Origin of the sequence: Sediminibacillus sp. JSM 1682029 (genome assembly GCF_041366435.1) — a bacterium.
Lineage (GTDB): Bacteria > Bacillota > Bacilli > Bacillales > Amphibacillaceae > Sediminibacillus > Sediminibacillus terrae.
In genome coordinates, this window is the sequence record NZ_JBEWYY010000001.1 from 499,026 (window position 1) to 511,620 (window position 12,595).

Sequence of the window (12,595 nt, forward strand, 5' to 3'; positions counted from 1 at the left end):
CCCTATCTTATAAAAAACAAATAAATCCGTCTTATTAATCTAAGAACGGATTTCTTAATTTCGGAAGTGATTTGATTGTCGGCTGATTGACTTGTCTCAATCTTATCATCTTTCTCAGGTACACTCTTTTTTCAGCCTATCGATTTCATAAACGCAGCGTATTGGGGAATGGCCACTTCTGGTTCTTCGATGTCCGGCCACCATACTTTTTCCCACTCCAAGGTATAATATCCTTCGAACCCTTTTTCCTCAAGTAACCGACAAATATGCTGTAATGGCACATCTCCTTCTCCCATCAAGCAAAGCTGATATCCCTTTTGGTTGGCCATGTATCCGTAGGAATCCTTCCAATGAGTGTAGCGGATATATCTTCCAAGTGTCTCCCATGTTTTTTCAGGTGCTTCACCTGCTATCCGGTATGGATGGTGGATATCCCATAGCACTTTCAGATAAGGGGAGCGGGCACGCTGCAGAATTTCCGCTACGTAATTGCACGAAGTCCAATCATCATGCGTTTCCAGCAGCAAGGTGACTTGGTATTCCTCGGCAATGGCCAGCATTTTTTTAAGGTTATTCTCGACTATATCCAGTGCCTGTTCCCTTGGCGTATCCCCGATGATTCCCCCAAACACGCGAATATAAGGTGTATGGAAAAACCGGCATAGCTTTCCATACTCCTTTAACTCCTCGAGGTAATCCCGGCATTGTTCTTCAGATGTGGTATACAACCTGACAGAACTGGAGAAACAAGGTATTTCCAGACCGGCTTGATCGAATTTTTGTTTGGTTTCCTCCCGTCTAGTCGAAAAAGCTGGCAAACGAAAGATATCCATCTCTCCTTGAAATCCCCGGAAATCTATCCCCTGAAAGCCATTTTCAACTGCGTAATCGATCATGGTATCCAAATCCCATCGCGGACAGCCGAGTGTGGTAAAAGCAAGTTTCATTGCGTTGACCCGCTCCTCTCGATTTTAGTCTGGAAAAAAGCAACAAATTTCAACCGTTCCAGTCATTTCTTTCTTTGCTTTGATGAAAACGGTGATAAAAACTGATTTCAAAAATCAAAAATCCAGTTACCAAAGCAGCAAGGTAAGGAGAAGGAGAATCAATCCAAATAAATACAAGGGAAGCGGCCAGAAAAGCAACCACACCAATGAGAATCGATACCTTCCAAAAACCTTTTTACCATTATGATTCACACCTTTTTTGGCATTATAAAGTAAAAATTCTATAGTATTCTATCTATCTCCTGCCTGATGATCGGCATTTACAATAAGTTCCTGATAAAAAGAAACGGCCTGAAGAAAATTATCGATACTGATATGTTCATTGCTTCCATGCATACGGTTCAAATCTTCCGCAGTTATCAACACCGGCAAAAAGCGATACGTATTCTCCGCGATTTCATCGTAATGCCTGGCATCTGATCCCGCAAACATTAAATAAGGAGCAATAACCGCCTCCGGATAGACATTCCGTGCAGCCTGCTGGATCGACTTGAAGTGCCAGCTGTCAATCGAAGAGACGGAAGAAGCTTCGTTACCAGTGACGCTCACCTGGACAAGCTCATCGTTTATGGTTTCTTCGATATAAGACTGTACATCTTCTAGAGATTCACCCGGCATGACACGTAGATTAATGATCGCCTTTGCTTTTTCCGGAAGGGCATTGTACTGCTCACCCGCCTGGAAAATGGTCGGTGCAATGGTCGTGCGAAGCAAGGCGGCGGTAGTCGGTTTTTTCAACAAGATCGATTCAATTACTGGTTCAAATATGGCCTGATTGGCAAATACATATTTCATTGCTCCTTTCATCTCCGGAGCTGTATAGGCGAAAAGATCTTCGGCAGGGCCCTGCAGGTCAGCCGGGAATTGCGCTTTTTCCAGTTTGGCGATCGCCCGGGATATTCTGCCTATATTCGTTTGATTTTCCGGTTGAGATGAATGCCCTCCGCTTCCTTCGGCAGAAAGTTCAGCAGTCGCCATTCCTTTTTCCGACAAACCTACGACACCAACCGGTTTAGCTAATCCAGGTACCATGCCCTCGATGATCGCACCTCCTTCATCGAGAATAAATTCAAACTTGATATTTCTTTGTTTCAATTTTTCCGCAATCGCCTGTGCCCCTTTTTCACCGCCGACTTCCTCATCAAAACCAAACAAAAGATAAACATCCCGCTTTGGCTGATAGCCTTCGGACAATAACTTTTCTACTGCTTCAAGAATGCCGATTACCCCGATTTTGTCATCAAGCGTCCCTCTGCCCCAAACCTTCCCATCCACCACTTCACCACTGAACGGGGACTGACCCCAATCTGTTTCTGTCCCTTCTAAGACGGGAACTACATCATAATGGGCTGTGAGACCGATTGGTAATTTTGTTTCTTCACTGCCTTGCCATCTATAAATCAGTCCATAATCGTTGACTTTATCAAGATGGAGTTGTTCATGGACGAGCGGGTAGCTGTCTTCAAGAAAGCCGAGGAAATCATCAAATTCCGCATAACTGAATTGACTATAATCCTGGCGGGAAATGGTGGGATAGGTAATCGCCTTGGAAAACCTGGCAACCGCACCCTCTCCAGGCACGTCGATTTTCACCGGTTGTGGTTCAGGCTGTTTACTGGTCAAGATGAACGTTTTGAAACCTGTTACAATAGTAAATAAAACAAACAAACTTGCTAAACCAAGCAAAACCATTTTCCATTTTTTCATCCCCCAACCCCTTGCTTTATTTCTTTGTTATTGTCTATGTTCGCATCTTTCCTTTGTTCAGCACTCACACTATAATATGTTTGTTTTTAAGCTGCCATTCCCCCATAAACCAAGCTCCTGCAGAACATATGTCCACAGGAGCCCTTTGCAAAACGCTTGTTATTCGAGGGTTATTTCTTTTCAGCAAGCTGCCTCCCCTTCTGATAAATCACTTCCCGTTCCGAATCAGGTACTAATGCCCCGCCTGTTGCCCAAGCGACATGGACTCCATCCGGCACTGTGTGCGATAAACGTGAATCTTCCTGTATCCGCCTTGGTCCTGACAATCCCGCCGCTGCCGACGGCTCCAAAAAAATACCTTCCTCATTCCATAGCTCATAAGTCAACCGATAAAAAGTATCATCGTTTTCGGTGTAAATTCCGCTTACCGTGTGCTGACTGACAGAGGAAGCAAACCTGGACGGCCTCCCTACCGCAAGGCCGTCCGCTGCGGTCCGGTTATCCAAGCCGAAATCCTGGACAGAAATACCTTCATGAAGACCAGTCGATAGTCCAAGCAAGACTGACGGTGCATGGGTCGGTTCGACAAATAGGCAATGAACCAATCGGCCAAACAGTTGTTTTAAACCATATGCAATGCCTCCCGGCGCCCCGCCGACACCACAGGGCAAATACACAAAAAGCGGTTTTTGTTCACTGATGAAAATATTTTCTGTTTCCAACTGTTGTTTTAATTCAGCTGCTGCTACGCTGTAGCCTAGAAACAAATCTTTCGAATCTTCATCATCGATAAAATAAGCAGCAGGATCCGTTTCTGTCAGCTGTCTCCCTTTTGTGATGGCTTCACTGAAATCTCCTGCATATTCGTGCACATGGGCACCATGTTGTCGCAGCAAGTCTTTTTTCCACTGCTTTGCATCGTTCGACATATGCACATGCACCTGAAAGCCGAGCGCCGTTCCGACAATCCCTATACTGAGAGCTAAGTTACCGGTCGAACCGACTCCAATAGAATGCCGGTTGAAAAATTGCCTGCAGGCTTTGGAAGCGAGTTGACGATAATCATCGTCGAGCTTGAGCAACCCTTCCTGAAGCGCAAGTGATTCGGCATGTTTGAGTACCTCATACATGCCCCCCCTCGCTTTGATCGATCCGGCCACTGGAAGCTGGTTGTCACATTTCAAATAAAAAAGGCTGTCTTCTGTCAGTTCCTCCGTGCAGTTCGACTGATACCGTTCCAGCCTGTGGAGCGGTGATACAATTTTCCCTTCTGTTTCTTGCAAGGAAGGGAATAGTTTTTTCAATAAGGGAGCGAATCGCTGCCATCTTTCCGCCGCATCGGTTATATCCTCTCCGTTTAACTTCTCCATTTCTGGAAGGTCTCCACGGACTCTTTTGTTTTCCCAGTATACGGGTTCATATTGTTTGACATGTGCCAGTAAAGGAATTCGGTGAATCCAGTCACTGATTGTCATTCCTGCAACTTGTCTATCCATTTGTCACCCTCCTCTATTCTTATATTAAGCTAATGCCTTTCCCGGTTTCATTTCAAACGTATGCATGATCGTTCTGATAATATGGTTAAAAAAATCCTATGGTCCGACGTTTAAACGGTGATTGAGAATATCCGGGCTTATAATTCAATTGCAAGCATTTTTACGACTATGGCAGTTTTTTATAGATTGTATGCTTATGTTCGGCCCCCCGCCCCTTAATCTTTATTGATTGGCTGAAGAGCTTTATCGTCGTGCCTTTCTTTCATTTTGATCTTCATCAATCGAATGATAAAGCTTTTTTTACTCGTTTCTTTCGCTCGCTGAAAAAAATTAAAAATTGGTTGTGAGACCGGAATCACAAAAATGCAACCAGTCACTCAGACTTATGCAACTTTTTTTTATTACCTTTTTCGGGTATAACATCAAAGACTGGAACAGACGATAGCAGAAAAAACTCCAGAAGAAAGGATGTAATCCATGAAAGCAGTCATTTTCGACTTTGACGGAACACTGGCGAACACACTTCCCGTCAACATATACGGATTTCAAGAGGTGTTCAAAAAATATGATCAAAAAGACTATTCAAAAGAAGAAATCAAAGAAATGTTCGGCCCGCCGGAACCGGAATTGATCGAACAGAACTTGCAGAGCAATGAGCTGGAGGAGGCTGTCGCTTTTTATTACCAGCAGTATGAAGCAAATCATGACCGGTTGGTCGACAATAATCAGGAAATCGTGCAGATGCTTGCCGAACTAAAAGACAGGGGGGTGAAGCTGGGGGTCGTCACCGGGAAATCCCGGAAAAGCTTTGAATTTTCTCTCGCAGAACTTGATATGAAAAAGTACTTCGATGTACTGATCAGCGGCGATGATGTCAAGGATGCCAAGCCGGCGCCCGAAGGGATACAGCAAGCGTTGAAAAAATTGAACGCCGCACCCGACGAAGCCATGTATATCGGGGACAGTGACGATGATATGAATGCCGGCAATGAGGCAGGCGTTCACATCGGCGCCGCAAAATGGCTGCCCGAATACCAGTCATCGGAATATTCCGTGGAGCCTGAAGCGGTATTCCATGAAGTTTCCGGCCTGATTGATTTCTTGGAAAAAAAGGATGTCAATTGATCGTCGGTCTTTACCAAACCAGTACACTTTTGCATAAAAATACCTGCATTGGGGGAAGGCTACCTTCGACAAACTCAAAAGGAGATGATTCCCCTGAAGCAGCTTTTTTGGATTGCCTTGCTAGGCCTCGGCTTGTACTATTACCTTGGAGAGGACGAGCCGGAACGACAACAGCAAACCAGTCCGGCGGATACACCCCCTGTGGAAGAGGTTACTTCCCTTGACGCACGAAGCGAGCAGAAAATCGCAGATGGTGTGGGGAAAGTACTGGAAGTCCTCGAGGAACTGGCAGCCGCTGTAAACAATCAACCTGAACAAACGGAAACCATTAACCAATTGGGGAAAACCCTGTCTGAGGAATGGGACACTATCGAAAAATCAGTGGAAACCAACTTCCCAGACGATTACAAAAACATCGAAGATAGTCTCTATCCTTTGATTGCACATGCACAAAAACAAACACCGGATGTGGACCAAATCAAACAGTTGATTTCAGAAGTGAAAGAAAAACTGACAGCTTTCAAGCAAAAACTGTCTACCTGAGCCAGAGAAGAAATTCCCGCCAAGGCCATAAAATGGTCCGTGGAGAATTTCTTCTTTTTTCGCCTTAGCCTTTTTAGATCACCCGTCTTCTCCCCCCTTTCTATTTTCCTATTCCCCTACTATCTTTCTTACTATTTTTCCATTGAAAGTACTATTTTGCTAGATTTTTCACTATAAATAATAGAAACCGTGTTTAAAAGAATTGCAGACTGGGTAAGATGGTGAAATATCGCGCTAGAAAGCTGCGGCAGGAAAATAGTTTGATAGAAAGGGGTTTTTTGATGAAACGATTAATCACTTTGACAACAGTGGCGGGGTTGATGCTTCTCTTCTTGTTGCTCGCTCCATCGGTGATGGCGGCGGACAACGAGACTTATATGGTGGACGTGGTGGACGGTTCTTCCCTTTTGATCCGTGACGAGCCTTCCGGCAATGGAAAAGTAATCGGGAATCTGCAAAATGGCGATATGGTCACTGTGTTCGATGAAGCTTACGGATGGGCGAAAACTTATTATGACAATCAGGTAGGCTGGGTAGCCTCCCAATACCTTGTCCCGCTGGAACAGGGTCATGATTCTTTACATAAGCGCAAGCAAACAGCAATGTATAAAAAACAAAATGTCAGCAAATCGGCAGAAAATAAAGCAATGCAAAAAGAGAATTCTGACGCTGTCAAAAATGAGCAGGAACAAAACCAGACAGTCGAGCCATTGACAGGATACACCATCGTCCTGGATGCAGGGCATGGCGGCAAAGATCCTGGCGCCATCGGGTTCGACGGGACATATGAAAAGGATTTAACGCTGACAACGGCTTTCAAAGTGGCCCAAAACCTGGAAGCAAGCGGTGCCAACATTGTCATGACCAGAGAAGATGATACGTATATTTCGCTGGAGAACCGGATCAAGCTCAGCAATCGTTCGAATACAGATGCATTTATCAGCTTTCACTATAACTCATTTCCGGTCAGTACAGTCGGTGGAATCAGCACCTATCATTATACAGACAGCGAAGACTTGGAATTGGCAGAATACATTCAATCAGGGATAGTCGACCACGTCTCTCTCAAGGACAAAGGAACGAAACGAGCAGACTATCGTGTGCTTAAGAAAAACAGCGATTTGTCGGTTTTGATAGAGCTTGGTTTTATCTCCAATCCTGCAGAGCTTGGGGTAATCAAGACCGAAACCTATCAGGATAAGGTGGCTGCCGGCATCAGCGAAGGAATTCAGCACTATTTCAGCAACTGACACAACAAACCCTCCGGTTTTATGCCGGAGGGTTTCCTGTTTAACAACGCACAGACCTAATTGGCGGCCCCACTCTTCTTTCTAGTCCGTACCAGCGCAAGAGCGGTAATCCACGAAGTGATCGGAATGACGATAGCCACTCCCATCCCCGCACAGAGTATGCCGATCATTTCTTCCGCGAACACCTTGGAGTTGATAATCTCGCCAAGCGAATAAGCCAAATCTTTATACCAAATCAATAGAGCCAAATATCCTCCCATAAAAGCAAAGAATACTGTATTCGTATTGGTGCCCAATATGTCCCTCCCGATACTTATACCAGACACAAACAGCTCTTTTCTGCTCATCGAGGGGTTGTGGTAAAATATTTCCCGCATCGGCGATGAAATCGAAATGGCAACATCCGTTATTGCCCCGATTGTACTCATAATGATGACCGAAGCTGCAATCTTCACATAATCCACGCCAATATGCATCGTAAATACATATAGTTCGCCCATTTCTTCATCACTGAACCCTTGGATCATCGATCTGTCCGTCAGGAAGACAATAAGAAACAGCAACAATACAATGGTGATAACAGTGGAAACAAAAGCCGTTTTGGTCGTGATATTGACTTGGTTAATAAAAAAGAGTGTTATGCAACTAATAAGGGTACTGGCAATGACCGTCAAAATAATCGGATCGTTATCACGCCCGAGCATCATGAACAAGATGACAATCAGCACGCCAAAGTTCAACATGATGGCGAAAAATGATCTTGCTCCCTTTTTCCCTCCAATACCAATCATCAGTAAAAACAATATAACCGCCAGCCAAACTAAAGTGTTCATGATTTCGCCCGCTTTCGATTAACAAAAAATATCGCAGTGTAAAGCCCGATGGGAATGGTCAGTACGATTCCTATTCCACCGGCTAAAGCCCTGGCTAATTCCAAGGAAAGATTCATGGAAAACGTATAGGACACTGGGTACTCATTTTTCAAATACAAAATCATGGTCGGAATCGAGCCACTGATATAAGCAAAAAACAGGATGTTGGTCATCGTGCCCATAATGTCTTTTCCAATCTCCATCCCGGAAGTTCTCAGCGCTTTGACTGCAATGTTTTTATTTTTCTCATACAGTCCGAAAATGGAGGAAGACATCGTAATCGCCACGTCCATGACTGCTCCCAAAGAACCGATCAATATGCCTGCCATGAACACTACTTGTGGCGGTCGTGTCAAAAAGCCCATTTCCTCGTAACGCAGCCCTTTTTCAGCAGTGATCCACATGACGAAATAAGTAATCAGCAAAGAGGTCAATGTTCCTAACAGGGTTGCAGCTATTGCAGCGTATGTTTTTTCGTTAAAGCCGTTGACAAGCAGTAACGAAGTCAAGGTAAATAAAACAACACTGCATGCACACATCAACAACAAGCCGAAATTTGCGTACTGGATATACATATCCAAGGCGTAGGAAATCAACACCGCATTGACGGCCAAGCTGATGACAGAATACAAGCCTTGTTTTTTGCCGACAAGCAATAAAATGAACACAAACAGCCATGCTACAAGCAGGATATACTTGTCTCGTTTGACATCCAGAATAGTTCCGGTCAACTCTGCATTGTCGTCTTGGCTGGCAGGATCGATGGAAACAAATAAATCGTTTCCTTCCCGGTATGCCTGACTATAGGTGGCCGAAGAAGAATATTCATTTGTTAAGCGAAGCTGCTGTCCTTTTTTATCGCCATTCATGATTTCTGCTAAAATCTCTTGTGTAAAAACTTCATCCTTGTTGCCGTGCTCTGCTGTTACTTCTTTGTGATCAATCTGGTTTGTTTCCGTTACTTTGGCAATCGGCCGATCATAAAAGGAATAGTTATGATAAACAAAATACATAGAGCAGGCAACAAGCACAGCAAACAGGACGACAGCCAAAACATTGCTGTATGTAAGTTTCTTCCTTGCCGTTTCTATTACACGGACCATAATACTACCTCCTACATTCTATACGGCATCTCGTGTAAGAGGGTATTTCCGTTTTTCTCAGAGAAGTTAAAAACGTGATGAAATATCATTGCACAGGATACCCTATCCACAGGGAAATAATGAAATTAGCATAACAGTCAATCTTTCAGGCCGTCAAGTTAACGCCAACCCCCGGTGCACACGGTATTTGGAGATTATGCGAAAGGTATCTCTGACCCTCTTCAAGGGAGAAATCGCCAACCGGCACCGTTCTTCTATCCTGCCTGGTTATATACTGACCCGCCAGCTTTCTTCGACGCTGAACTGTTCTCCTGTCAGGACAATGACGTCTTCTTTTGGATTTGCCGCTTCCAAAAGGGATGGAAAAAAATTGTCCATATATTGTCGGTGAGCGTATTCGCTTTTCCAGCCTGATAACACAAGAAACTGACTATCAACCTCTCGGGAACGACTGAACACACCACCCAGCATCCCCTCGGCCTGTTGCATGCCAGGATTCCATATATCCTGTTGGTTTTTTATGAATCGGGGAATACATTCACGTTTCACTGTAGCTAGCGCAATCCGTAAAAAATCGGCTTCTGCCAGAACACGGCGGATCGGTAAACCCTTCTCCGATAAAGTGAATTGCTCTTCATACAACTCAATCGTTATGGAATTATATGGTTTTTCTTGAGTGGTTCCGACGATTTGGTCATGGCAGTGATCCATAAAATACTGGTAAGCATGGAACGTTTCCCAAAACGAGTAGATGGAAGCCTTAGATGAATCCGTTTCTTCCCAGCCGCCAAGCTGGCAAAGGAAACCATCACATCGTTTCATGGTATGCCACATGGTTTGTTGTTCATCAAATGACTTTTTCCTTTCAGGAGGTACATGGCATGATATCTTTTTAATAATCAAGTTGGACACCTCTTTTTATCATAATGCTGCAATAGAAGTGGACTGAACTGACGAGCCTGCTTTATCTATTGCTTTACCCAAATTTCTGGTGACGTATATCCTCTGAAGCCGGACATTCATCCGCTGTATTTTAATAAGTTTTGGCAAAACCACCAACTTATAACTCCATATTCATCGTGATGGTCTTTTCTGTATATCCCAGCTTCTTATAAAGGTCGATTGCTTTGTTTTCCGTATAAACACTCAGGCGCACTTCCCTAAACCCATCACTTTTAAAATGGTCACGGACAGTATTCATCAATTGTTCGGCAATTCCTTTTCCTCTATAATCCGGAAGGACAAACAGTTCATAAACAAAGCCGAATGCCTTGTCCGTAAACGAATCTTTTCCGCTGCCAACTAAAGCCCAACCCAGCAATTGGTCTTTTTCAAATGCGGCGCAATAGCGACCACCCTTTTCCAGTACATGCTCAATCAATTTTTTCGTCTTAACTGCATCTGGTGTTGATTCCCCTGTCGTCCCTTCCTTTATCGCTAGTGGGGATAAAGTAAAAATCCATTCCAGCTCAGACTCGTCAGGTTTTCTTATTTCCATCTGATTATTCTCCTTCCCTCTTTCCACAATCGACCTTATGCTGTAGATCACTTCTGTCCTGGGTCGGTCGGCCGTTAACACTAAGACTAGTTTTAATCTTACCATAACCTTCCATCACTCCAAACCACGTAAATCATGATAGGAAAATTCCATTTCTTATCTGCTCATTCCCTTCCTCCCAAAATATGTTAAACTAGAGTTATCAATAGAACAGAAATTAGGCAAGGAGGGGTAGCTTGCTTCAAATCTTTCTCACTATACTCACTGTGATTGCACTTGTTTTCTCTATCAGCATGAACGTAAAAAAAAGAAGGAAAGCAGGGGTAACCGGAATGAAGGCCGCATTGACACCGATTTGTTTTTATTTGATCGCTGTCACACAGCTGCTGGCCTACTGGTTGGACTTTTTGGGCATCATCAGCTGGACGATTACCGTGTTATTATTGATAATTGGAGCTTATTTCACAAAATATTTACCGGTCAAGGAAGATGGCGAGATACAGTTTTAACCCTTAGATAAAAAGAACACTACCGAAGAAACCCTATAATAAAAAAACGGAACGAATTCGTTGGAGATAGAATTCGTTCCGCTTTTGTTTTTGTTCCGGACTCTATTCGTTTTCATTTATTGTTCTAATAAGTCTTCGAGACGAACACTTTGTTTTGATTCCGGCTCCTCGAGCGGATGGATGGTTGCCATTCCCGCTCCTTGATCGACGTGTTCAATATACACTTTTCCTCCCTTGTAGGTGACATCCACCATCATCTCGGAGGAAGTGATTTCTTGGGCACGCTGTACATCCATAAATGGACCTCCTTTCCTTTACGTTTTTTGATAGAAGAGGATTTTGTGTTAAGGCTTCAAAACGACTTTAATACAGTCTTCCGTCTTCGTATCAAATATTTCATACCCGTGTTTTGCTTCATGCAATGGCAGCGTGTGCGTTATAATGTCGCTTAAATCAACTTTTCGTCGGGAAATAAGCTCGTGAAGGTATGGCATATAGTGGATGACAGGCGCTTGTCCAGTTCGGATGTTTACATTTCTCTCAAATATATCTCCGAAAGGAAATGCATTATATCTGGCAGAATAGACACCTGTGACTTGAATATTACCACCTTTTCGTACAGCCTGACTGGCCATTACCAATGCCCCCATCGAGCCACCTTGCAGTTTCAATCCGGAAGCGAGAAATTCCAGATCAGTCATTTTTCCATCCATACCCACACAATCTATGACGACATCCGCCCCGCCTTTGGTCATTTCATGAAGATAAGCACCGGCATTTTGATGGTCTTCAAAATTGACGATTTCCACCCGGTTCGTCCGTTTCGCATGTTCCAGTCGATAACCGACGTAGTCAACGGCAATCACTCGTTTTGCCCCTTTCAGCCAGGCGAATTTCTGAGCTAAAAGTCCGACCGGACCACAGCCTAAAATGATGACTGTATCTCCTTCCTTCATGCCGGAGTTATCGACACTCCAGTACGCCGTAGATCCCGCATCCGATAGCAATACCAGGTTATCGTCGTCCACTTCACTATCTTCGGGGATTTTAAACGGAGTGAAGTTACCATAGGGTACCCGCATGTATTCTGCTTGTCCACCAGGGTAGCCTCCAGTAGTGCCTGAGTACCCGAAATAGGCACCCATCTCGCCATTATCATTGGCGTTGTCGCATTGGCTTTCCAACTGGTTTTCACAAAACCAGCACTTTCCGCAGCTGACGTTGAACGGTACCACGACACGGTCGCCTTTTTTCACCTTGGTGACCTCTGGCCCTGCTTCTTCCACGATCCCCATCGGTTCATGTCCTATGATGTAATTTTCTTGGGTGTTGGGAATCATGCCATGTATCAAATGTAAATCGGATCCACAGATGGCGGTATTGGTCAGTTTCACTATGACGTCATCGGGTTTCTCTATTTTGGGAGCCTCGACGTCTTTGACGACAACATTTTTCACTCCCTGATACGTTACTGCTTTCATGGTC

The 12,595-nt window shown here is 44.2% G+C and carries 13 protein-coding genes; 4 read left to right on the forward strand and 9 right to left on the reverse strand.

Annotation, left to right across the window (positions count from 1 at the left end):
- Positions 1-131: 131 nt before the first annotated feature.
- The 3 genes from ABVF09_RS02475 to ABVF09_RS02485 form a co-directional block, all read right to left on the reverse strand.
- Positions 132-947 carry a sugar phosphate isomerase/epimerase family protein gene (locus ABVF09_RS02475; protein WP_371068551.1) on the reverse strand — a complete coding sequence of 272 codons (816 nt, stop codon included), beginning with the start codon at positions 945-947 and terminating at the stop codon, positions 132-134.
- Positions 948-1,238: 291 nt separating this feature from the next.
- Positions 1,239-2,714 (reverse strand): M20 family peptidase, encoded by a 1,476-nt coding sequence (locus ABVF09_RS02480; protein ID WP_371068552.1) that lies wholly within the window; start codon positions 2,712-2,714, stop codon positions 1,239-1,241.
- A gap of 170 nt (positions 2,715-2,884) precedes the next feature.
- Positions 2,885-4,210: a D-serine ammonia-lyase gene (locus ABVF09_RS02485; RefSeq protein ID WP_371068553.1), complete on the reverse strand. Its 1,326-nt coding sequence runs from the start codon at positions 4,208-4,210 to the stop codon at positions 2,885-2,887.
- A 477-nt stretch (positions 4,211-4,687) separates the two neighbouring features.
- On the opposite strand from ABVF09_RS02485, the gene ABVF09_RS02490 reads away from it, so the two are divergent.
- From ABVF09_RS02490 to ABVF09_RS02500, 3 genes are all read left to right on the forward strand, one after another.
- Positions 4,688-5,335: an HAD family hydrolase gene (locus tag ABVF09_RS02490; protein WP_371068554.1), complete on the forward strand. Its 648-nt coding sequence runs from the start codon at positions 4,688-4,690 to the stop codon at positions 5,333-5,335.
- Between the two features lie 84 nt (positions 5,336-5,419).
- On the forward strand, positions 5,420-5,878 hold the full coding sequence (locus tag ABVF09_RS02495) for a hypothetical protein (protein ID WP_051382067.1): 459 nt from the start codon (positions 5,420-5,422) through the stop codon (positions 5,876-5,878).
- 281 nt (positions 5,879-6,159) lie between these two features.
- Complete coding sequence (locus tag ABVF09_RS02500; RefSeq protein ID WP_371068555.1) at positions 6,160-7,128, forward strand: N-acetylmuramoyl-L-alanine amidase family protein; 969 nt, start codon at positions 6,160-6,162, stop codon at positions 7,126-7,128.
- A gap of 56 nt (positions 7,129-7,184) precedes the next feature.
- On the opposite strand, the gene ABVF09_RS02505 is transcribed toward ABVF09_RS02500, so the two are convergent.
- The 4 genes from ABVF09_RS02505 to ABVF09_RS02520 all read right to left on the reverse strand — a co-directional run bounded on the left by ABVF09_RS02505 (position 7,185) and on the right by ABVF09_RS02520 (position 10,601).
- A complete protein-coding gene (locus ABVF09_RS02505; protein ID WP_026571934.1) occupies positions 7,185-7,961 on the reverse strand; it encodes a YibE/F family protein in 777 nt (258 codons plus the stop codon).
- On the reverse strand, positions 7,958-9,103 hold the full coding sequence (locus ABVF09_RS02510) for a YibE/F family protein (protein WP_026771545.1): 1,146 nt from the start codon (positions 9,101-9,103) through the stop codon (positions 7,958-7,960). Before ABVF09_RS02510 ends, ABVF09_RS02505 begins: the two co-directional genes overlap by 4 nt.
- 267 nt (positions 9,104-9,370) lie before the next feature.
- Positions 9,371-10,006, reverse strand: a complete 636-nt coding sequence (locus ABVF09_RS02515) for a DUF4937 domain-containing protein (protein WP_026571936.1) — start codon at positions 10,004-10,006, stop codon at positions 9,371-9,373.
- A gap of 157 nt (positions 10,007-10,163) precedes the next feature.
- Positions 10,164-10,601 (reverse strand): GNAT family N-acetyltransferase, encoded by a 438-nt coding sequence (locus ABVF09_RS02520; protein WP_026771547.1) that lies wholly within the window; start codon positions 10,599-10,601, stop codon positions 10,164-10,166.
- A 236-nt stretch (positions 10,602-10,837) separates the two neighbouring features.
- Here ABVF09_RS02520 and ABVF09_RS02525 point away from each other — a divergent pair, with 236 nt between their 5' ends.
- Positions 10,838-11,110, forward strand: a complete 273-nt coding sequence (locus ABVF09_RS02525) for a hypothetical protein (protein WP_371068556.1) — start codon at positions 10,838-10,840, stop codon at positions 11,108-11,110.
- A gap of 116 nt (positions 11,111-11,226) precedes the next feature.
- On the opposite strand, the gene ABVF09_RS02530 is transcribed toward ABVF09_RS02525, so the two are convergent.
- Positions 11,227-11,406 (reverse strand): H-type small acid-soluble spore protein, encoded by a 180-nt coding sequence (locus tag ABVF09_RS02530; protein ID WP_026771549.1) that lies wholly within the window; start codon positions 11,404-11,406, stop codon positions 11,227-11,229.
- A gap of 48 nt (positions 11,407-11,454) precedes the next feature.
- Entirely contained in the window at positions 11,455-12,591 is a 1,137-nt protein-coding gene (locus tag ABVF09_RS02535; protein WP_026571940.1) for a zinc-dependent alcohol dehydrogenase, read from the reverse strand.
- Between the last annotated feature and the right edge of the window lie 4 nt (positions 12,592-12,595).

Bases quoted from the DNA above. Each gene is read 5' to 3' on its own strand.
- ABVF09_RS02475 (WP_371068551.1), bottom strand. From the start codon at position 947: ATGAAACTTGCTTTTACCACACTCGGCTGTCCGCGATGGGATTTGGAT.
- ABVF09_RS02500 (WP_371068555.1), top strand. From the start codon at position 6,160: ATGAAACGATTAATCACTTTGACAACAGTGGCGGGGTTGATGCTTCTC.
- ABVF09_RS02485 (WP_371068553.1), bottom strand. From the start codon at position 4,210: ATGGATAGACAAGTTGCAGGAATGACAATCAGTGACTGGATTCACCGA.
- ABVF09_RS02510 (WP_026771545.1), bottom strand. From the start codon at position 9,103: ATGGTCCGTGTAATAGAAACGGCAAGGAAGAAACTTACATACAGCAAT.
- ABVF09_RS02495 (WP_051382067.1), top strand. From the start codon at position 5,420: ATGATTCCCCTGAAGCAGCTTTTTTGGATTGCCTTGCTAGGCCTCGGC.
- ABVF09_RS02490 (WP_371068554.1), top strand. From the start codon at position 4,688: ATGAAAGCAGTCATTTTCGACTTTGACGGAACACTGGCGAACACACTT.
- ABVF09_RS02535 (WP_026571940.1), bottom strand. From the start codon at position 12,591: ATGAAAGCAGTAACGTATCAGGGAGTGAAAAATGTTGTCGTCAAAGAC.
- ABVF09_RS02530 (WP_026771549.1), bottom strand. From the start codon at position 11,406: ATGGATGTACAGCGTGCCCAAGAAATCACTTCCTCCGAGATGATGGTG.
- ABVF09_RS02505 (WP_026571934.1), bottom strand. From the start codon at position 7,961: ATGAACACTTTAGTTTGGCTGGCGGTTATATTGTTTTTACTGATGATT.
- ABVF09_RS02520 (WP_026771547.1), bottom strand. From the start codon at position 10,601: ATGGAAATAAGAAAACCTGACGAGTCTGAGCTGGAATGGATTTTTACT.
- ABVF09_RS02480 (WP_371068552.1), bottom strand. From the start codon at position 2,714: ATGAAAAAATGGAAAATGGTTTTGCTTGGTTTAGCAAGTTTGTTTGTT.